The organism is Caulobacter sp. FWC26 (genome assembly GCF_002742645.2).
Lineage (GTDB): Bacteria > Pseudomonadota > Alphaproteobacteria > Caulobacterales > Caulobacteraceae > Caulobacter.
In genome coordinates this window covers 4,061,023-4,079,515 of sequence record NZ_CP033875.1, presented here as the reverse complement: position 1 = coordinate 4,079,515, position 18,493 = coordinate 4,061,023, and the positions used below count along the sequence as shown (strand labels likewise).

Genomic DNA, 18,493 nt, shown 5'->3' with positions numbered 1-18,493 from the left:
TGTGATTATGGCAGCTCGATATGCCCGACACGGTTAAGGATCAATGGCGCCAGCACGCGATTGGCGCAAACAAGGCTCGGAACCTGCGGAACGGGCCGATTATAGGCGTAGGGACGGCCCTTGTGATCGCTGAGCGCCGCGCCAGCGCGCCGGCAGATCAGGTCAGCGGCCGCGACGTCCCATTCGCTCTTGGGAGATAGCGCCACCGCCGCGTCGAAAGCGCCGGCGGCCACGAGGCAGGCCCGGTAGGCGATGGAGTTTCGGGTTTCGATCCGCATCGCCGGCCACGGCTCGCGCCAGGCGGGGTGGGCGAACATCTTGGCGTCGCCCAGCATCGCCGCGCCTTCCAGGCGGTCAGTGGCGCTGGGGGCGATCGGTACGCCGTTCAGGGTGGCGGGGCCGTCGAAGGTCGCGGCGTAGGTCTCGTCCAGCGCCGGCGCGTGAACGACGCCGGCGACGGGATGGCCGTTCTCGACCACGGCGATCGACACCGCGAACCAGGGCTTGCCCTTCATGAAGGCGACGGTGCCGTCGATCGGATCGACCACGAATTGCCGTGCGGTGGAGAGGCGGGCGGGGTCGTCGGCGGTCTCTTCGGACAGCCAGCCATAGTCCGGGCGTTCGGCGCGGAGTTCGGTGCGCAGCAGCGTGTCGACGGCGAGGTCGGCGTCCGTGACCGGTGAACCGCCCGACTTGGACCAGATCTTCAGGCCGTTCTCGCGAGCGCCGAGCGCCAATTCGCCCGCCTCCCGCGCCGCAGCGATGATCAGGTCCAGGTCGTTCATTTGCCCGCGATCGCCAGGGCGTCGACCAGCAGCGACGGGCTGTTGCTGGCGCCGCGTAGCTCCAGATCCGAGCCAGGCACGAGGCGGGCGTAGATGTCGATCAGGTTGCCGGCGACGGTGATCTCGGTGACGGGGCCGGTGCGCTCGCCGTTCTCGAACCAGTAGCCCGAGCAGCCCACAGACCAATCGCCCGTATTGCCATTCAGTGAGGGGCCGAACATCGAGGTCACCACAAGTCCCGTCCCTGCATCCTTCATCAGGCCCTGCAGGTCCTGGGCGCCGGGTTGGAGCGTCAGGTTGTGGGTCGAGACGCCGGAAGGGCCCGCCAGACCGCGCGAGGCATGCCCCGTGGTCGTGAGGCCTAGCTGCTTGGCCGCGCTGGTGTTGAGCAGCCAGGTGGTCAGGACGCCGTCTTCGATCAGGGCGCGGGCCTCGGTGGCCACCCCCTCGTCGTCGAACGGGGCAGAGCCCAGGCCGCGCACCCGGTGTGGGTCTTCCAGCAGGTTGACGCCCTTGGCGAAGATCGCCTGACCCAGCTTGTCCTTCAGGAACGAGGTGCCGCGCGCGATCGAGGGACCCGAAATCGCACCCAGCAGCGGACCGATCAGGCTCATGGCCAAGCGGTTCTCGAAGATCACCGGGGCGGTGGTCGAGGCGATCTTGCGTGGGTTCAGGCGGGCGACGGCCTGGCGGCCAGCCTCCATGCCGACGTCGCCCGCCGCCGGCAGGTCGCCGAAGTGACGGGTCGAGCGACCTTCGCCGCCCCGCTCCATGCCTGCGCCCTCGCCGGCGATGGCGGAGGCCGAGATCGAGTGAGCCGTGGCCGCGTGGGCGCCGTGGAAGCCGTCGCTGGTGACCAGGGCCCAGCGTGACGACGACCAGGTGGCCGAGCCGCCGTCGGAATTGGTGACGCCCTTGACCGCACGCGCGTGCTCTTCGGCGGTTCGCGCCTGGGTCTCAAGCGTTTCGGCGGACGGTTCGTAGGCGTCGATCAGGTCGAGGTCCGGGAATGGACCGCGCGCCAGACGATCCTGAGGCGCGAGGCTGGCATAGGGATCCTCCGGCGCCAGACGGGCCATGGCGACGGCGCGTTCGATCAGCTTCGCGCGCGCTTCGGCCGAGATATCCGATCCGGAAACTGTGGCGCTGCGCTGGCCGATGAAGACGCGAAGGCCAAGATCGCGGGCCTCCTCGCGCTCGACTTCTTCTAGGTCGCCCAGCCGGACGGAAACGGAAAGGGATTGGCGCTCGGCGAAGACAGCCTCGGCCGCGTCGGCCCCGGCCTTGCGCGCGGCGGCGACCACGTCATGCAGCAGATTATCGTCCATGGGGTCTTATGGACGTGATCTCCTCCCCCGTGCAACGGGGGAGGACAATTCGCAGCTATCCGATCGCCGACAACAGCAGAGCGACGCCGGCGAAGATGTAGGCCAGCCAGGTGGCCAACATGCCTACCGCGCGTGGGATCGACGCCCCGCCGCTGTTGGACAGGCCGACGGCGTGAATCACACGGCCGGCGAACAGGATGAAACCCACCACGTGGATGGCCAGGGGCGCGGCGCCTGCGACGGCCAGCACCGCGAGCGCCGCCATACCCGAGGGAATGTATTCTGAGGCGTTGCCGAACGCGCGGATCGCGCGGGCTAGTTCGGGAATGCCTTCATCGCCCAGCGCCACCTTGTGTTTCTGGCGGAGGCGCACGACCAGCAACGACAGGATGAGAAGCAGGAAAAGGTTGAGGCCGGCCCACAGCGCTGCGGCGTGGCCCGAGGTGATGGTGTCCATGATCTTTCGTCCCTACGCCCGCTCCCCCCGAGCGGAGCGCCATATGAGGCCTTCCGCTCGGGCTCGGCAACCCGGCGACCTTATCGCGCGCGTTCCCGCGCGATCGGATAGAGCAGGTGGTGGTCGTCGTAGAACGGCGTGCGCTTGTAGAACCAGGCCAGGCGCGCGTCGGGATCAGCGGCGAACTTGGGCTCGGCCGCCAACTTGGCCTCGAACTCTGCCTTCAGCTTCGGATCGGCCGCCATCATCTTCTCGGCCAGGGGGGCGATGGCGTAGGGCTCGATGTATTCCACCCGGCTCAGCACCTCCGGAACCATGCCCCAGGCGAACAGGCTCTCGTTCGACTGCGGCTCTAGCAGCAGGACGACAAGGTCGCCCAGCGGCTGGTCGGTCGACACACGGACCGAGCCCTTGGGGAAGGTCCAATCGCGGGTCTCGGTCGTGACCTTGTCGACGCTGATCTGCACGTGGCCTTCGTTGGCGCGCGTGGCGATCTTGGGATCGACCAGGCGGATCATCTCGACCTTGAGCGTCGTGGCGGCTGGCAGCGTCTCTACGATCACGCCATGCAGCTTCAGGCGATCAATGATGTCGGCGCGGTAGCTGGGCACATAATAGGCGGCCGGGCGTTTGAGCGTCAGCGAGGGCTTGGAGCCATAGAACGGGACGTTCCAGATCTCGGGATCCGCCTCGCCCAGCCAGCGCACTTCCTTCCGGCCGGAGGCGGGGCTGTCGTAGTACTCGTAACGGATGCCCTTGAAGGCCCGCGTGTAGGCCGGCTTGTCGTCGGCGACGAAATTGGCTGGAATCTCGGTCGGGCGCAGGGCGCTGTCGGCGGCGATGGCCGTCCGCAGGTCGCCGCCCTTTTCGGCCAGGAGCTTCATCGCCGTCTCGATGAACACATAGGTCCCGAGCACGCGCTGGGCGTGGGGCTTCAGGCTATGGTTCTCGATCAGGATGGTCGGGACGTGGGCCGCCGCGCCCCAGCCGTTCGAGAAGCGCTCGCCCAGACCCCCGTCCGAGAAGCCGGCCTTGGGATTGTGCTCGTCGACGCCGAACACCAGCTCGCCCGGAATGTGGCCCTCGGCCTCCAGGCTGTTGTTCATGGCGGGCTTCAGCACCCCGTCCAGCCACTGGGCGATGGCCGGGGAGCGGTTCCAGACGCCGTTCTCGCCGTTGAAGCCGTAGGTGACGTCGTACTGGTAGTCCATGCCGTCGGTCACGTGGACGTCGACATAGAGATCGGCCTTGTACTTGGCCTGCAGGCGCTTCAGGGCCCGCATCTCCGGCTGGTCCAGCTTCATGAAGTCGCGGTTGAGGTTCTGGTTGGTCGCGGTGTTGCGCCAGCCCTGGATGCGCGGCCCGCGCTGGTTGGGGCGGGAGTAGGGGCCCGAGCGTTCGTGTCCGTCGACCGACAGGATCGGGATCAGGACCAGGTTGACCTTGTCCAGCAGGCCGTCCTTGCCGTGGAACGCCATATCCCGCAGCAGCATCATGCCGGCGTCCTTGCCGTCGATCTCGCCGGGGTGGATCCCGGCCTGGACCAGCAGCAGCGGCTTCTTGGGATCCAGCTTGTCGCCGTCCTTGCTGGCGATCACCGCGAAGATCTCACGGCCCTGCGGCGAGACGCCGAAGTCCTCGACGCGGATCAGGGGGCTGGCCTTGTCCAGCTTCTGGAACCAGGCGCGGGTGTCGGCGTAGCTCGGCGAGAAATTGTGTTCGGCGTCGGCCTCGAACGGCGTCACCCACGGATCGGCCTTGTCTCGGATCAGAGCTTGGCTAGCGCCCTGCCAGTGCGGCGCCGGCGGCAGGAAGGCTTGGTCCCATGGGGCTTTGGAGGGCGGGGTCTGGGACATTGCGGGGGCTCCCAAGGCAAGCAGGGTTATAGCGAGAAGGGCTGTCGTGCGCATGGAGCGAAGTCGTCGCGCCTCCCGCGTCCGATGACAACCCACTTAGCAGCCGATCAGCGACCGAAACGCCGAGTAAGCGCTAAGGGCCTTCGCTCCGAGGGCAGGCCGCTGTCGGGCGTACGAAGCCTCAGGGCTGTGCGTCGCGTGAAACCGTTTCGACGAGGCTTCAGATCGAAGGCAATCTGAGGAAAGAGGCGACATTGACCGACAGCATCAGCACCATCAGTCCAAGGTTCGCCGCCTTGTTTCGCGTCAGCATGATCGCGCCGATGCAGGCGAAAAAGGTCAGCGGCTGCCAGCTCTGCGACAGGTTGGTCCAGAAGGCGAGCCGTTGAGCGAAACCCGCAGGCGTCAATGACGGCGTCAACTCGAACATCACCAAGCCGGCTATGGCGATACAGGCCATGATCAGCCGACGGTGCCGCAAGTAGACGGCGTCGAGATCGGGCTCTTGCGACAGGTCGCGAGGCAGGACGATCGCGGCTGCCAGATAGTAGAGCGATGCTGAAAAAAGGCTCATGACGACAACGAGATAGTTCAGCGGGCGGTCGTTGTAGAGCAGATAGGCCGTCACCCAGAAGCCGCACAGATCCGTCAGCAACACCGCGATCAGGACGGGTGTCAGCAGTCCGATACGGACGCCCTTCGAATCATGGGTCAGCCGGGCGACGCCGCCGATGATCTCGACCACCGACAGGCCCAGAACCAGCCCGTAAAGCGAAAAGAAGAACTCGAACCCGCTCATCAATGGCCCCCCGACCGTTGTTGCGCCTTGAGTCTATTTCCAGATCGGCCGGCCGTCACCCGGTAGGCCCAGCTTCGCCCACTTCTCGCTGACGGCGTCGACGACGGCTTGGTCCATGCGAATCTCCTCGCCCCATTCGCGCTTGGTCTCGGGCGGCCACTTGTCGGTGGCGTCGAGGCCGATCTTGGAGCCGAGGCCGCTCTCGGGCGACGCGAAGTCGAGGTAGTCGATCGGGGTGTGCTCGATCACCGTGATGTCCCGCGCGGGGTCCATCTTGGTGCTGATCGCCCACATCACGTCCTTCCAGTCGCGGGCGTTGATGTCGTGGTCCACGACGATCACCCACTTGGTGTACATGAACTGGCGCAGATAGCTCCACACGCCCAGCATCACGCGCTTGGCGTGGCCGGGATAGGCCTTCTTCATCGACACCACGGCGATGCGGTAGCTGCAGCCCTCGGGCGGCAGCCAGAAGTCGACGATCTCGGGGAACTGCTGGCGGATCAGCGGGATGAACACCTCGTTCAGCGCCTCGCCCAGCACACTGGGCTCGTCCGGCGGCCGGCCGGTGAAGGTGGTCAGGTAGATCGGGTCCTTGCGCATGGTGATCGCCGTCACCTGGAAGACCGGGAACTTCTCGACGCTGTTGTAATAGCCGGTGTGGTCGCCGTAGGGGCCCTCGTCGGCGAACTCGTCCAAGAGGACATGACCCTCGATCACGATCTCGGCGTGGGCCGGGACCATCAGCGGCACGGTCTTGGCCGGGACGAGGTCGACCTTGGCCCCGCGCAGCAGGCCCGCGAACTGATACTCCGACAAGGTGTCGGGCACCGGCGTAACGGCCGCCAGGATGGTGCCGGGATCCGCGCCCAGCACGGCGCAGGCGGGCAGGGGGTCCTTGTTGCCCGCCTTCTTGTGGCGAGCGTAGTGCTGGGCGCCGCCGCGATGGGCCAGCCAGCGCATGACGCACTTGTCCTTGCCCAGCACCTGCATGCGGTAGATGCCGAGGTTGAAGTCGTCCTCGCGGTCCTTGCTGGGGCCCTTGGTCACGACCAGCGGCCAGGTGATCAACGGCGCGGGCTCGCCCGGCCAGCAGGTCTGGACCGGCAGCTTGGTGAGGTCGATCTGGTCGCCGGTCAGGACGACCTCCTGCACGGGAGCCTTCTTCACCGTGCCAGGGCGCATGCTCATGACCGTCTTGGCCAGGGGCAGCATGTCGAGGGCGTCCTTGAGGCCCTTGGGCGGCTGGGGCTGGCGCAGGAAGGCCAGGAGTTCGCCGACCTCGCGCAGTTCGCCCGCCGTCTCGCGCGGTTCACCGCCCAGGGTGACGCCCATGGCCACGCGCTTGACCGTGCCGAACAGGTTGGCGAGCGCTGGCATCTCCGAACGCGAGCCGTCTGGCAGCAAGACGTGCTCGAACAGCACCGCCGGACCGCCGGTCGCCAGAAGCCGTGTCTGGATCTCGGTCATCTCCAGGACGCTGGACACGGGTTCTCTGACCCGGACCAGTTCACCCTTGGCCTCCAGGACATCGATGAATTCGCGCAAGGATCGGTAGGCCATGGGAATGCTCGTACTGAAAACGTCTAGTGGGCTACGGCCAGGTCGTCGGCGTGGATCATGGGACCTTCGGTGAAGCCGAGTTCGGCCTCGATGGCGTCGGATCGCAGTCCGGCGATGCGCTGGGCGTCGGCGCTGTCGTAGCGGACGATGCCACGCGCGATCTCGCGGCCGGTCTCATCGCGGACGCGGACGGCGTCGCCCTTCTCGAACGGACCCTCGATCGCACGCACGCCCGCCGACAGCAAGCTCTTGCCGGACTCCAGCGCCTTGGCCGCGCCGGCGTCGACCGTGACCCAGCCCTGCGGCGCCAGCGAGCCGGCGATCCAGGCCTTGTAGGCGGCGGCGGGCGACGCCCCGGCCTCGATCAGCGTCGCCTTCTCGCCGGCGGCGATGGCGGCCAGCGGGCGCGGGCGCGAGCCCAAGGTGATCAGGGTGGCGCAGCCGGCGGCTCGGGCGATACGAGCGGCGGCGATCTTGGTGGCCATGCCGCCGGTGCCGACCCCGGCGGCGGCGTTGGCCCCCTCGGCCATGCCGGCGATCTCGGCCGTGATCTCGCTCACCAATGGGATGTGCTGGGCCTTGGGGCTCTTGCGCGGGTCTGCGGTGTAGAGGCCATCGATGTCCGACAGCAGGACCAGAAGATCGGCGCCGGCCATTTGGGCCACGCGCGCGGCCAGCCGGTCGTTGTCGCCGTAGCGGATTTCCTCGGTGACGACCGTGTCGTTCTCATTGACCACCGGGACGACGCCCAGGCCCATCAGGGTTTCGGTCGTGGCGCGAGCGTTCAACCAGCGACGGCGGGTCTCGGTGTCGTCGCGGGTCAGCAGGATCTGCGCGACACCGGCGCCATGGGGCTCGAAGGCTTCCTCCCAGGCGCGCATCAACAGCGACTGCCCGGCGGCGGCGGCGGCCTGCTTTTCGGGCAAGGTCGTCTTGCGGCCGGTGAGCCCCAGTCGTCGCCGCCCAAGCGCCACGGCGCCCGACGAGACGACCAGGACCTGCTTGCCGGCGGCGCGCAGGGCCGCAGCGTCGGCGCAGAACGCGTCCAGCCAGGCGCGGTCGGCCGCGCCAGTGTCATCGTCAACCAGCAGGGCCGAGCCGACCTTAAAGACGATGCGACGCGCGTTCTGGAACGCCTCGGCCGCTTGGCTCACGGCGTCCAGCCTCCGGGGGTCTCGTCGACGTGATCCTCGTCGTCCGCGATCTCTTCCTCAAGGTCGCCGCGGCGGATGCGGACCTGCCGATAGGCCGCGCGCAGCAGTTCGGTGACGCCCTGGCCCGAGACCCCCGACACCAGGCGCGGCTTGACGCCCGCGACAGCCTCAAGCTCGGCGACCTTCTCGGCGAGGGTTTCCTCATCCAAGGCGTCGATCTTATTCAGGGCCAGGATCTCGGCCTTGTCGGCCAACTCGTCGCCATAGGCTTCAAGTTCGCCCCGGATCGTCTTGTAAGCCTCTGCGACGTTCTCCTGAGTGGCGTCGATCAGATGGATCAGGGTCGCCGACCGTTCGACGTGACCGAGGAAGCGCGTGCCAAGACCCGCGCCTTCGCTGGCCCCCTCGATCAGGCCGGGGATGTCGGCCAGAACGAAGCGCTCGCTGCTCGACAGGTCCACGACGCCGAGGTTCGGAGTGAGGGTGGTGAACGGGTAGTCGGCGATCTTGGGCTTGGCGGCGCTGGCCGCGGCCAGGAAGGTCGACTTGCCGGCGTTGGGCAGGCCAACGAGGCCGACATCGGCGATCAGCTTCAGCCGGAGCCAGATCCAGCGCTCCTCGCCCTCCTGACCGGGGTTGGCGTATTTTGGGGCCTGGTTGACCGGGCCCTTGAAGTGCAGATTGCCCCAGCCGCCATTGCCGCCCTTGGCCAGCAGGATGCGCATGCCGGCGTGGTCGAGATCGGCGATCAGGGTCTCCTTGTCCTCTTCCAGCACCTCTGTGCCGACGGGGACCTTCAGGACAACATCTTCGCCGGCCGCGCCATGACGCGCGCGGCCCATGCCGTGCACGCCCGTGCCGGCCTTGAAGTGCTGCTGGTAGCGATAGTCGATCAGGGTATTGAGGCCCTCTACGGCCTCGATCCACACGTCGCCGCCGCGACCGCCATCGCCGCCGTCCGGGCCGCCGTACTCGATGTACTTCTCGCGGCGGAACGACACCGATCCGCCGCCGCCGTTACCGGAGCGGATGTAGATCTTGCATTGGTCCAAGAATTTCATGGGGTCCTTTTGTCCCAAGGCGTCCCGTACGTCGAGCCCAAAGGCCGCCTCGCGCCGCTAGACCCGTGACGCTTGGTCACGCCAGAGCGTTGCGGGATTGTGCGATGCGCGGTTGCGATCGTGACGAAATGTTAAAGTAGAAAGTGCGACAAAGTGTCTTGGCAGCAAAACCGCCGTTTTTTCTATGGCGGAGCAGGAGGCTGACCTTGGCGGGCGAAGAACAGCGCGAGGCGTTGCTGGCGAGGGATCTGGTGGATCTGTCGACGCAGGAGCTTCACCGTAAGTATAGCGCCGAGGCGTCCACGCACCGCAACATTCTGATCAGCCGCGGGACTGGGGTCGCGCCCCAGTGGCGTGACTTCAAGGTTTTCCTTGAGGAGGTGGGCCAGAAGCCTTCCGCCGATCATAACCTCGTGCTGCTCAACCGGTACGAACGCACCTATGGGCCGGGCCGAGCGCGCTGGATGACCGCCGAGGAGCAGGCCGCCCACGAAGTTGAGTTCGATCGCCTCCGCGCCGAACAGATGCGCGAGGAGCAGCTGTTGCTGCATCAGACCGCCGCGGCGAAGCGCGCGAGCGCGCCGGGCGCGCCTTCGTTCGGCCAATGGACCCCGATGGGCGGAAAACAGGTCGCCTACACCGAGGTCGCCAGGCGCTTGGCCATTCCAGTCAACGCCTTGTCGAGAACCATGCCGCCTGGCGCGAACGCCGACGAACTGGTCAAGCGCGCTGCGGCGTCCAACGACCTGATCAACGAAAACGCTACTTGGCTGCCGCCGGATCCGGTTCGCAAGGCGGGGTTCTTCGAGGCCTATCGCATCTGGCATCTCCAGGTTCAGCCCCAGTTCGCCCGCGCCGCGACGCCGACCTTCCTGTTTCTCTACATCGCGCTGCCGGTGATGAAGCAGTGTCGCGACGAGCTGATGGACCTGGATCTATGGAATCCGCTGGGTCAGCGCGCGCTGAACGCTCGCGACAATCACCCGGCCTGGAAGAAATACACCGAGTTCATGCCGCGCGCTCAGGTGGCGATGATGGAGATTCCCATCTACGCCACCTACTCCCTGCTCAGCGACCTGGACGCGCTTTGCGAGCGGATCACCACAGCCGAAAAGCGCTTCCGCGAAGGCCCGCAGAAGGTGATCCACACCCACCGCGCGGCCTAGGGCGCGAGGCGATCAGGCCAGCCAGACCATCATTCTCGTCGCCGCCAGTTCGCCGCGCGCGATCGACGGCTTGTGCTCGACGACGCCCGTATACAGAAACCCGGCCTTGACCAGCACGCGCCCAGACGCCGCGTTGTCGGCGAAGTGGCCCGCGGTCACGTACCGCTTGCTCCAGCGGGAACGCGCCCAGTCCAAGGCGCCGCGAGCGGCCTCGGTTGCATAGCCGCGACCCCAGTAGGGCCGGCCAATCCAGTAGCCCATCTCCACCGGCCCGTCCGGATTGGTGAAGAGGCCGATCACCCCGATCAGGCCTTCTTCGCCCAACTCGATAGCGAAGGTGTTGTCGCGCCGACGATCCTGGGTTCCGCACCGTGCGACGAAATCCTCGGCGTGGCTGCGGGTGTAGGGCGAGGGCATGCGCGTGGTCATGCGCGCCACGTCGTGATCCACGCAGAAGGCCGCCACGCGCTCGATGTCGGCCAAGGCCGGCACGCGCAGCGTCAACCGCTGGGTTTCAATGACGGGTTTTTCTTCGATGACGCTCATCGGCGCCTCCCAGGGATTCTCCGGCCCTCTTTCGTTCGGGACCGTGACGCCGCCATGGCGAAGCTTGTTTCGGCGGCGAGACAAAACAAAAGCGGGGAGCCCGGCGTCCGGACTCCCCGCTAGAGATCGTCTGTCCGGATCGTCTTCTTGCGAAGCACGATCCGAAGAAACCCTGGTTCGTGCTTACTCGGCCGGCTGAGCGGCCGGGGTCACGGTCACGTAGGTACGGTTGTGCTTCTTGGTCACGAAGCCCACCGCGCCCTGCACGAGCGCGAAGAGGGTGTGATCCTTGCCCATGCCCACGCCCGAACCCGGGTAGAACTTGGTGCCGCGCTGACGCACGAGGATGTTGCCGGCGAGAACCTTCTCGCCGCCGAACTTCTTCACGCCAAGGCGCTTCGACTCTGAGTCGCGACCGTTGCTGGACGAGCCGCCTGATTTCTTGTGAGCCATCTTGCTCTCCTACCTTAGAAGGCGTCGCCCTTAGGCTTCGCCTTCCTCCGTCTTGGCGGCGGCCTTCTTAGGGGCGGCCTTCTTCTTCGGGGCGGCTTCGGCCTTGGCCGGCGCAGCTTCGACCGGAGCCGGGATCGTCGCCGGAACGGCGGCGTCGCCGAGGCCGCGGGCGCGGGCGTCGAGGATGACCTTCGGGGTCAGGTCGATCGTGCCTTCCCACTTGGCTTCCTTGCCGGCGCCGGTGACCGACGTGACGCGCACGACGGATTCGAACTGGCGGTGACCGCGGGTGCGGCGATAGCCCTGACGGCGGATCTTCTTGAAGATCTTCACCTTCTCACCCTTGCGGGTTTCGATCAGGGTGCCGGAGACGACAGCGCCGTCCACGGTGGGGGCGCCGACCGTCACGGCCTCGCCTTCGCCAAGCATCAGGACTTCACCGAAGGCCACGGCAGCGCCGGGTTCACCTTCGAGCTTTTCGACCACCAGCAGGTCGCCGGCTTGAACCCGGTACTGCTTGCCGCCGGTTTTGATCACCGCGTACATAGGTTAGCGCCTTAAAAACGTGCGTTCGCAAAATAGGGAACGCCCGCTCGGAAACCCGGCGGGCGAAGAGGGCGCGACTTATACAGCCCAAGGCCCGGGAGTCAACGGCGTAGCAGCGGATTCAGCGAAGGTCCGCGACGAAAGCTCGCGGGACGGCGGGTAACCCCTGGCATGTTACTTTATAACACGCTATATGCCCTCTCGTGACCTCGACCTTCTTCGCATCGATCGCCGCCACCGGCTTCGCCGTGGCCTTCCTGCACGCCGCGCTGCCGACCCACTGGCTGCCGTTCGTGCTGGTGGGCCGCGCACAGAAATGGTCGACGGGCCGAACCCTGGGTGTGACCTTGCTGGCGGGACTGGGTCACGTGGGTCTGACAATTGCGCTGGGCCTGGCGCTGGTGATGGCCGGCCTGGCTCTGCAGCCATCGCTTGGAGGCCTTTTCCACTGGATCGTGGGCGGGCTGATGATGGCGATCGGCGTATTCTATGTCGTGCGGGGCCGGCACAATCATGCGCTGCCCGAGGCGAGCCGCCGCGCCTACGCCTCGGATCGGGCCGCGATCGCCGCCCTCGTGACTTTGCTGACCCTTTCGCCGTGCGAGGCGTTCCTACCTTACTATCTAGCGGGCATGGAGCACGGCTGGCAGGCCTTTCTTGTGCTGAGCGCCGTTCTGATGGCCGCCACCGCCGCCGGCATGCTGATCTTCACCAGCCTGAGCCTCGCCGGGTTCAAGCGCCTGGGCCTGCAGTGGGTCGAACGCTACGAGGAAACCATCCTGGGCGTGGCCCTGATCCTGGTCGGTCTGGCGGTTGCTTTCCTCAAGACGTAAAGGCGGCTTTCGCTCAGCGGCCCGGGCGCCTAAATAGCGGCCATGACCCAGACTGTTCCGGCCTCCGGCAAGATCCCCGTCACTGTGCTCACCGGCTATCTCGGCGCCGGCAAGACCACTTTGCTCAATCGCATCCTCACCGAGGAGCACGGCAAGCGGTACGCCGTGATCGTCAATGAGTTCGGCGAGGTCGGCATCGACAACGACCTGGTGGTCGGCGCCGACGAGGAAGTTTTCGAGATGAACAACGGCTGCGTCTGCTGCACGGTGCGCGGCGACCTGATCCGGGTTCTCCAGGGCCTGATGAAGCGGAAGGGCGGCTTCGACGCGATCATCGTCGAGACCACGGGCCTTGCCGATCCCGGCCCGGTCGCCCAGACCTTCTTCGTCGACGATGACGTCAAGGCCCGTACCGCGCTGGATTCGGTGACGGCGGTGGTCGACGCCAAGCACATCTTGCTGCGCCTGTCGGACAGCAAGGAGGCCGTCGAGCAGATCGCCTTCGCCGACCAGATCGTGCTGAACAAGACCGACCTCGTCTCGGAAGACGACCTTCGCCATGTCGAGGCGCGTATCCGTCGGATCAATCCGCTGGCTCCGATCCATCGCGCGCAGCGCTCGAACGTTCCGCTGGACGCGATTCTGGGCAAGCACAGCTTCGACCTGGAGCGGATCACCGACCTGGAGCCGGACTTTCTCAATCCGGCCCACGGCGAGCCAGGTCACGTGCACGACGAGCACTGCGACCATCATCATCACGATCATGACCACGTGCATGACGAGCATTGCGGTCACGACCACCACCACCATCATCATCACGACGCCAAGAGCGACGTCCACGATGACGGCGTGAAGGGGATCTCGCTGACGCTGGACAAGCCGGTCGACGGCCAGAAGATCACCGCCTGGCTCAACGACCTGCTGGCCCGTCGCGGCCCCGACATCCTGCGCGCCAAAGGCATCATCGACGTGAAGGGCGAGGACAAGCGCCTTGTCTTCCAGGCGGTGCACATGATCCTGGAAGGCGACTTCCAGCGCGAATGGACCGACAAGGACAAGCGCTACAGCCGCATGGTCTTCATCGGCCGCGACCTGGACGAGGCCGAGCTGCGCGCCGGCTTCGAGGCGACGGCGGCTTAATGGGGCTTTGAATCCTCCCCCTGGCAGGGGAAGTGGTCGCGAAACGATCGGAGGGGGAGTCCTCTTGGGTCTCGCCTCTTCCCTCCCCGTCACCTCTTCGAGCCGACACCTCTCCCTTAGGGAGAGGATTTCAGACAAACAAAAAGCCCCGGAGCCTGAGCTCCGGGGCTTTCGTGTTCTTGGCTGTCGCCGAGGATCCTTAGTGGATGTCCTCGTTGATCAGGCCGACCTTGAACCAGCCCGAGGTCTGCAGCTGGTTCAGCACGCCCATGAAGTCGGCGTACAGCACGTCGGCGTCGGCGCGGATCATGATGCGCTGTTCGTCCTTGGCGCCGGCTTGGCCGGTCGCGGCGAACTTGGCGTTCAGATCATACTCGAGGTTGTCGAGGCTGCTCTGCTTGTCGGCGATGAAGATCGCGCCCGACTTTTGGATCGAGATGAAGACCGGTTCCTTCGGCTTCGGCGCGTTCGGGGGCGGCGGAACCGCCGGGGGCAGGTCGATCTTGATCGAGGTCACGGCCATCGGAACGGCGACCATGAAGATGATCAAGAGCACCAGCAGAATGTCAACGAAGGGCGTGACGTTGATTTCGGAGTTCTGGCCCAGATCGTAACGGCCACCACCGCCGCCAGCAAGTTTAGCCGCCATAGCCTGCACTGTCTCCCAGAAGGCTGCGCGCTCCGCGCACGCCTGAAATGTCGTTACCTCGCCACGTCTGGCGCAGACGGGCGCGGAAGTAAAGCCCGACGACGCGGCGCAATAGCAACCCCCTTTTTGACTCTTTTTGGCGGAACGCCGTTCGAATGGGCGCCGGGGCGGGGCGGGGTTCGCGCGACGCGCGAATGTGACGCTTTCCGAAAGAGTCTAGTCGCCGCGATCCTCCTGTCTTATCTCGCGCGCATGATCTTTTCCTTCGACGCTTTCGTCACCAGCGCCCTGTTCGACCGCTTCGGCCGGGCCATGTTCGCCCTCGGGGACGGCACGGTCCGCCTGCAGACCGACGAGGGATTTGTCACGGTCGAGGCGCATGGCGGCCCGCTCGGCGGCGCCGTTCTGGCGGCGGCGGTCCACCCCAGTGGCGTGGGGATCGTCACCGGTGGCGACGACGGCCGAGTGGTCTGGAGCCGAATCGAGGGGGGCGAAGTCGTCGCCACCTTGATCGCCGAGGTGAAGAACAAGTGGATCGAGCACGTGGCCGCCAGCGCCGCCTCGGGCCTGATCGCCTTCACGGCCGGCAAGGACGTCCATGTCCGTGACGTCGGCGACCCGGCCTTCGCGCGCGCGTTCGCGCATGAGAAGACGGTGTCGGGCCTGACGTTCGAGCCCAAGGGCCGCCGCCTGGCCTCGGCGACTTACGGCGGCGCCTATCTCTGGTACGCGCGGATCGCAGACCAGAAGCCGGCGATTCTCAAATGGGCCGGCAGCCACATCGCCGTGGAATTCAGCCCGGACGGCAAGTTCCTGATTTCGTCCATGCAGGAAAACCAGCTGCATGGCTGGCGGCTGTCGGATGGCAAGGACATGCGGATGGGCGGCTATCCGTCCAAGATCAAGAGCGTGGCGTTCTTCGACAAGGGTAATCTGCTGGCTACGGCCGGCGCTTCGGGCGCGGTCATCTGGCCGTTCGCCGGCGCCAATGGGCCTATGGGCAAGGAAGCCGCCGAGATCGGCTTCTCCCGCGATTCGATGGTCGTTCGAGTGGCGGGGATCGACGCTCAGCCGGTCTGTATCGCGGGTCAGGACAACGGCAAGATCTGGGCGGCTCACATGCGCAATGGCCGGATCGAAACCCTCAAGGCCGAGAAGGGCGCGTCCATCAGCGCCCTGTCGGTCAGCGCCGACGGGAAGAAGATGGCCTGGGGCGACGAGAGCGGCGAGGCCGGGGTGCTCGAGATCCCCGACCTGTCCGGTCCGCGCCAGTTTGCGGGATAACGTCCATCCGACCTCGCCGGGGAAATCGGAAGCAAGACGTCAGAAACCCTTCAGCTCCGCCCATTCCTCGAACGGCGCTCGGCGCGACCGGAAATTGTTCACCGGCGCATCGGCGTCGCGGTAGCCCAGCGCCATGCCCGAGAACAACATGTGGCCTTCGGGTAGGCCGACATGCTCGTCGACCAGCTTGTTGTAGTGCGACCAGAACTCCTGCGGGCAGGTGTCGAGGCCGCGCTCGACGGCCAGAAGCATGAAGGTTTGCATCAGCATGCCGACATCGCTCCACTGCGGCGGGCCGCAGCGACGGTCGATCGAGAAGAACAGCTGCACCGGCGCGCCGAAACCCTGGCCGTTGTTGGCGAACCACTGCAGGCGCTGCAGCTTGTCCTCGCGCGGAATGCCCAGCGCGCCGTACATGTCCTCGCCGACCTGGAAGCGGCGGCTGCGCAGCGGCTCCCACAGGTTGGCGGGATAGACGTCGTACTCGGTGGGATCGGGCGAGGCCACGCGCTGCAGCATGGCGGCCTTCAGCGCCTCCAGCGGGGCGCCGCCCACGACCTGCACGCGCCAGGGTTGGAGGTTGCCGCCCGACGGGGCTCGCGCGGCGGCTTCCAGCAGCACGCGGATCAGTCCGGCGTCGACCGGATCGGACTTGAAGGCGCGCACCGACATGCGGCGGTTCACGGCGTCGATCACGTCCATCGATAGCTCCCTTACCCAGATATGTTTATGCCGCGCGACAGCGGCGTTTGCTGTGGTTAGCATCCGTCCGCTGCGTCAAGACAAGTGGGGCGTTTCGTGCGGCGGCTTTTGCGCAATCTTCTGCTGGCCTTGTTCCTGGTGCTGGTCGCCGGCCCTGTGGTGGCGGTGATTCTCTACCGCTTCATCCCGCCGCCGGTGACCCCGCTGATGGTCATCCGCGCCGTCGAGGGGCGCGGCTTGGATCATCGCTGGCGGTCGATGGACAAGATTTCCCCGACCTTGCCGCGCGCCCTGATCGCCGCCGAAGACGCCAAGTTCTGCGACCATCGAGGCTTCGACTTCGAAGCCCTGCAGAAGGCCTACGAGAACAATGAGTCGGGCCGCAAGATCCGAGGCGGCTCGACGATCAGTCAACAGACCGCCAAGAACGTCTTCCTGTGGCCAGGGCGCTCCTATGTCCGCAAGGGCCTGGAGGCTTGGTTCACGGTGCTGATCGAGACCTTCTGGGGCAAGCGGCGGATCATGGAGGTCTATATGAACTCCATCGAGTACGGCTCGGGCATCTATGGCGCCGAGGCCGCCGCGCAGCGTTATTTCGGGGTTAGCGCCGACAAGCTGACTCAAGCCCAGTCCGCGCGGCTGGCGGCCATCCTGCCCAGTCCGCTCAAGTGGAAAGTGATCAAGCCCGGCAAGTACGTGGCCAAGCGCAGCAAGAAGATCGGCAAGGCCTCCGGCGCTGTGCGGCGCGACGGGCTGGCCGACTGCCTGAGTTGAGACGGAGATTCTGGAATGCCGATCGCGCCAGGCCCCACGCTGGAGACCGAACGTCTGATTCTGCGTCCGCCGGCCGACGAGGATCTGGACCGCTGGGCGCAGATGATGGCCGATCCGGTCGCGGCGCGCTTCATCGGGGGGCAGCAGCCCCGGGCGACGGCGTGGCGGTTCATGGCGACCATGGCCGGCTCCTGGGCCCTGAACGGTTTTGGCATGTTCTCCGTCATCGAGAAGGATTCCGGACTGTGGCAGGGCCGTATCGGACCCTGGCGTCCCGAAGGCTGGCCGGGGACCGAGGTGGGCTGGGGGCTTCACCCTGACGCCTGGGGGCGCGGCTACGCCGTTGAGGCCGCGACGGCGACGATCGACTGGGTCGTGGATCACCTGGGATGGACCGACATCATTCACTGCATCGATCCGGAGAATACGCCCTCGCAGGCGGTGGCCCGGCGGCTGGGGTCGATCAATCGCGGCCCCGGACGCCTGCCGCCGCCGTTCGAGGACCATGTCGTCGAGATCTGGGGCCAGACCGCCGATCAGTGGCGCGCGCGCTGAAGCAGAAGCCTTAGTCGACCGCCAGGATCACGTCAGCGGCGGCGATCGAGACGCTGACCGCGTCGCCGGGCGCGAGGTTCCAGCCGGCCGCGCCGGCCTCGACGGTGGCCACGAGAGATTTGCCGCCCGACAGGCCGATCACCAACTCGGCGGCGTCGTCTCCCGCCTCGCGGTCCAGGATCCGTCCATCCAGATGGTTCTCCGCTGGTGCGCCGTCCAGCCGGACGAAGCTGGACTTGATCAGGGCGATGGCGGGACGGCCGGGCGCGAGGCCCAGGTCCTCGACGCTGCGCCGGGTCACCCGCGCGGTGAAGCCTAGGCCCTCGCCAGCGTCGAGAGACACCGAAGCGGTGACGCCGTCCTCGGCCACCGTCGTCACCACGCCGCGCAGGGCGTTGCGGGCGCTGGTGCGCAGGCCAAGGCTCCATAGTTGCTCAACCTCGCCAGCCAGATCGGACTCAAGGCGCGCGAAAGCGGCGCTGACCTCGCGTTCCGCAGCCCGGAAGGCGCGGATCACGGCCTGGCCTCGCGCGGTCACCTGGGCCGCGCCGCCAGTGCGTCCGCCGGGCGCGGCGCTGACCAGCGGGGCGTCGAACAGGTTGTTCAGCGCCTGCACGCCGTCCCAGGCGCCCTTATAGGACAGGCCGGTCTCCTTCGCAGCGGCGCTAATCGAGCCGTGCCGCGCCACGGCCTCGAGCAAGGCGATGCGCTCCAGGCCCACGCGCGCCAGCCCGCCGCGCTTGAGAACCAGCGAGGCGCTGAAGTCGGTGTCGCTGCTCACTGGTCGGACCTGGCTTTCATCGTTATGTAGTTTGGCTGCATAACCGCTGCGCTGACCTCAG

20 protein-coding genes are annotated in these 18,493 nt (G+C 66.5%); 6 read left to right on the top strand and 14 right to left on the bottom strand.

Features of this window, described 5'->3' with window-relative positions; all coding sequences use genetic code 11:
- Positions 1-5: 5 nt before the first annotated feature.
- From CSW63_RS21045 to obgE, 8 genes are all read right to left on the bottom strand, one after another.
- On the bottom strand, positions 6-785 hold the full coding sequence (locus tag CSW63_RS21045; RefSeq protein WP_062094705.1) for a 3'(2'),5'-bisphosphate nucleotidase CysQ: 780 nt from the start codon (positions 783-785) through the stop codon (positions 6-8).
- Positions 782-2,113, bottom strand: a complete 1,332-nt coding sequence (locus CSW63_RS21040; RefSeq protein WP_062094704.1) for a TldD/PmbA family protein — start codon at positions 2,111-2,113, stop codon at positions 782-784. Before CSW63_RS21040 ends, CSW63_RS21045 begins: the two co-directional genes overlap by 4 nt.
- Positions 2,114-2,168: 55 nt before the next feature.
- Positions 2,169-2,570 carry an MAPEG family protein gene (locus CSW63_RS21035; protein ID WP_062094703.1) on the bottom strand — a complete coding sequence of 134 codons (402 nt, stop codon included), beginning with the start codon at positions 2,568-2,570 and terminating at the stop codon, positions 2,169-2,171.
- Positions 2,571-2,650: 80 nt separating this feature from the next.
- The gene (locus CSW63_RS21030) at positions 2,651-4,480 is read right to left on the bottom strand and encodes a M14 family metallopeptidase (RefSeq protein ID WP_062094701.1); all 1,830 of its coding nucleotides are present in this window, start codon (positions 4,478-4,480) and stop codon (positions 2,651-2,653) included.
- Positions 4,481-4,646: 166 nt separating this feature from the next.
- Positions 4,647-5,225 (bottom strand): hypothetical protein, encoded by a 579-nt coding sequence (locus tag CSW63_RS21025; protein WP_062094699.1) that lies wholly within the window; start codon positions 5,223-5,225, stop codon positions 4,647-4,649.
- 33 nt (positions 5,226-5,258) lie between these two features.
- Positions 5,259-6,788: a UbiD family decarboxylase gene (locus CSW63_RS21020; RefSeq protein WP_062094696.1), complete on the bottom strand. Its 1,530-nt coding sequence runs from the start codon at positions 6,786-6,788 to the stop codon at positions 5,259-5,261.
- A gap of 23 nt (positions 6,789-6,811) precedes the next feature.
- A complete protein-coding gene (gene proB / locus CSW63_RS21015) occupies positions 6,812-7,942 on the bottom strand; it encodes a glutamate 5-kinase (RefSeq protein WP_062094693.1) in 1,131 nt (376 codons plus the stop codon).
- The gene (obgE, locus tag CSW63_RS21010) at positions 7,939-9,003 is read right to left on the bottom strand and encodes a GTPase ObgE (RefSeq protein WP_062094691.1); all 1,065 of its coding nucleotides are present in this window, start codon (positions 9,001-9,003) and stop codon (positions 7,939-7,941) included. The genes proB and obgE overlap by 4 nt, the downstream gene beginning before the upstream one ends.
- A 206-nt stretch (positions 9,004-9,209) precedes the next feature.
- Here obgE and CSW63_RS21005 point away from each other — a divergent pair, with 206 nt between their 5' ends.
- A complete protein-coding gene (locus CSW63_RS21005; protein WP_062094689.1) occupies positions 9,210-10,169 on the top strand; it encodes a hypothetical protein in 960 nt (319 codons plus the stop codon).
- A gap of 12 nt (positions 10,170-10,181) precedes the next feature.
- On the opposite strand, the gene CSW63_RS21000 is transcribed toward CSW63_RS21005, so the two are convergent.
- The 3 genes from CSW63_RS21000 to rplU form a co-directional block, all read right to left on the bottom strand.
- Positions 10,182-10,715 carry a GNAT family N-acetyltransferase gene (locus CSW63_RS21000; RefSeq protein ID WP_062094687.1) on the bottom strand — a complete coding sequence of 178 codons (534 nt, stop codon included), beginning with the start codon at positions 10,713-10,715 and terminating at the stop codon, positions 10,182-10,184.
- Between the two features lie 183 nt (positions 10,716-10,898).
- Positions 10,899-11,168 (bottom strand): 50S ribosomal protein L27, encoded by a 270-nt coding sequence (rpmA, locus tag CSW63_RS20995; protein WP_004615680.1) that lies wholly within the window; start codon positions 11,166-11,168, stop codon positions 10,899-10,901.
- Between the two features lie 30 nt (positions 11,169-11,198).
- Positions 11,199-11,714: a 50S ribosomal protein L21 gene (rplU, locus tag CSW63_RS20990; protein WP_062094685.1), complete on the bottom strand. Its 516-nt coding sequence runs from the start codon at positions 11,712-11,714 to the stop codon at positions 11,199-11,201.
- 203 nt (positions 11,715-11,917) lie between these two features.
- Between rplU and CSW63_RS20985 the strand changes: the two genes are divergently transcribed.
- Positions 11,918-12,547, top strand: coding sequence for a hypothetical protein (locus CSW63_RS20985; protein ID WP_062094683.1), 630 nt, complete (start codon positions 11,918-11,920; stop codon positions 12,545-12,547).
- Between the two features lie 42 nt (positions 12,548-12,589).
- Positions 12,590-13,687 carry a GTP-binding protein gene (locus CSW63_RS20980; RefSeq protein ID WP_062094681.1) on the top strand — a complete coding sequence of 366 codons (1,098 nt, stop codon included), beginning with the start codon at positions 12,590-12,592 and terminating at the stop codon, positions 13,685-13,687.
- 199 nt (positions 13,688-13,886) lie between these two features.
- Here CSW63_RS20980 and CSW63_RS20975 read toward each other — a convergent pair whose 3' ends face one another.
- Positions 13,887-14,345, bottom strand: a complete 459-nt coding sequence (locus CSW63_RS20975; protein WP_082749393.1) for a biopolymer transporter ExbD — start codon at positions 14,343-14,345, stop codon at positions 13,887-13,889.
- Between the two features lie 243 nt (positions 14,346-14,588).
- On the opposite strand from CSW63_RS20975, the gene CSW63_RS20970 reads away from it, so the two are divergent.
- Positions 14,589-15,620, top strand: coding sequence for a WD40 repeat domain-containing protein (locus CSW63_RS20970; protein WP_062094677.1), 1,032 nt, complete (start codon positions 14,589-14,591; stop codon positions 15,618-15,620).
- Between the two features lie 39 nt (positions 15,621-15,659).
- On the opposite strand, the gene CSW63_RS20965 is transcribed toward CSW63_RS20970, so the two are convergent.
- Entirely contained in the window at positions 15,660-16,322 is a 663-nt protein-coding gene (locus CSW63_RS20965) for a nitroreductase (RefSeq protein ID WP_062094675.1), read from the bottom strand.
- A gap of 84 nt (positions 16,323-16,406) precedes the next feature.
- Between CSW63_RS20965 and mtgA the strand changes: the two genes are divergently transcribed.
- Both mtgA and CSW63_RS20955 read left to right on the top strand, forming a co-directional pair.
- Entirely contained in the window at positions 16,407-17,096 is a 690-nt protein-coding gene (mtgA, locus tag CSW63_RS20960) for a monofunctional biosynthetic peptidoglycan transglycosylase (RefSeq protein ID WP_062094673.1), read from the top strand.
- Positions 17,097-17,111: 15 nt separating this feature from the next.
- Positions 17,112-17,651, top strand: a complete 540-nt coding sequence (locus CSW63_RS20955) for a GNAT family N-acetyltransferase (RefSeq protein WP_062094671.1) — start codon at positions 17,112-17,114, stop codon at positions 17,649-17,651.
- 10 nt (positions 17,652-17,661) lie between these two features.
- Here the strand turns inward: CSW63_RS20955 and CSW63_RS20950 are convergent, their stop codons facing one another.
- Complete coding sequence (locus CSW63_RS20950; protein WP_062094669.1) at positions 17,662-18,432, bottom strand: TOBE domain-containing protein; 771 nt, start codon at positions 18,430-18,432, stop codon at positions 17,662-17,664.
- Positions 18,433-18,493 lie beyond the last annotated feature (61 nt).

Coding starts and splice junctions, on each gene's coding strand:
- CSW63_RS21045 (WP_062094705.1), bottom strand. CDS start 785: ATGAACGACCTGGACCTGATCATCGCTGCGGCGCGGGAGGCGGGCGAA.
- CSW63_RS21040 (WP_062094704.1), bottom strand. CDS start 2,113: ATGGACGATAATCTGCTGCATGACGTGGTCGCCGCCGCGCGCAAGGCC.
- CSW63_RS21035 (WP_062094703.1), bottom strand. CDS start 2,570: ATGGACACCATCACCTCGGGCCACGCCGCAGCGCTGTGGGCCGGCCTC.
- CSW63_RS21030 (WP_062094701.1), bottom strand. CDS start 4,480: ATGCGCACGACAGCCCTTCTCGCTATAACCCTGCTTGCCTTGGGAGCC.
- CSW63_RS21025 (WP_062094699.1), bottom strand. CDS start 5,225: ATGAGCGGGTTCGAGTTCTTCTTTTCGCTTTACGGGCTGGTTCTGGGC.
- CSW63_RS21020 (WP_062094696.1), bottom strand. CDS start 6,788: ATGGCCTACCGATCCTTGCGCGAATTCATCGATGTCCTGGAGGCCAAG.
- obgE (WP_062094691.1), bottom strand. CDS start 9,003: ATGAAATTCTTGGACCAATGCAAGATCTACATCCGCTCCGGTAACGGC.
- CSW63_RS21000 (WP_062094687.1), bottom strand. CDS start 10,715: ATGAGCGTCATCGAAGAAAAACCCGTCATTGAAACCCAGCGGTTGACG.
- rpmA (WP_004615680.1), bottom strand. CDS start 11,168: ATGGCTCACAAGAAATCAGGCGGCTCGTCCAGCAACGGTCGCGACTCA.
- rplU (WP_062094685.1), bottom strand. CDS start 11,714: ATGTACGCGGTGATCAAAACCGGCGGCAAGCAGTACCGGGTTCAAGCC.
- CSW63_RS20980 (WP_062094681.1), top strand. CDS start 12,590: ATGACCCAGACTGTTCCGGCCTCCGGCAAGATCCCCGTCACTGTGCTC.
- CSW63_RS20970 (WP_062094677.1), top strand. CDS start 14,589: ATGATCTTTTCCTTCGACGCTTTCGTCACCAGCGCCCTGTTCGACCGC.
- CSW63_RS20965 (WP_062094675.1), bottom strand. CDS start 16,322: ATGGACGTGATCGACGCCGTGAACCGCCGCATGTCGGTGCGCGCCTTC.
- CSW63_RS20955 (WP_062094671.1), top strand. CDS start 17,112: ATGCCGATCGCGCCAGGCCCCACGCTGGAGACCGAACGTCTGATTCTG.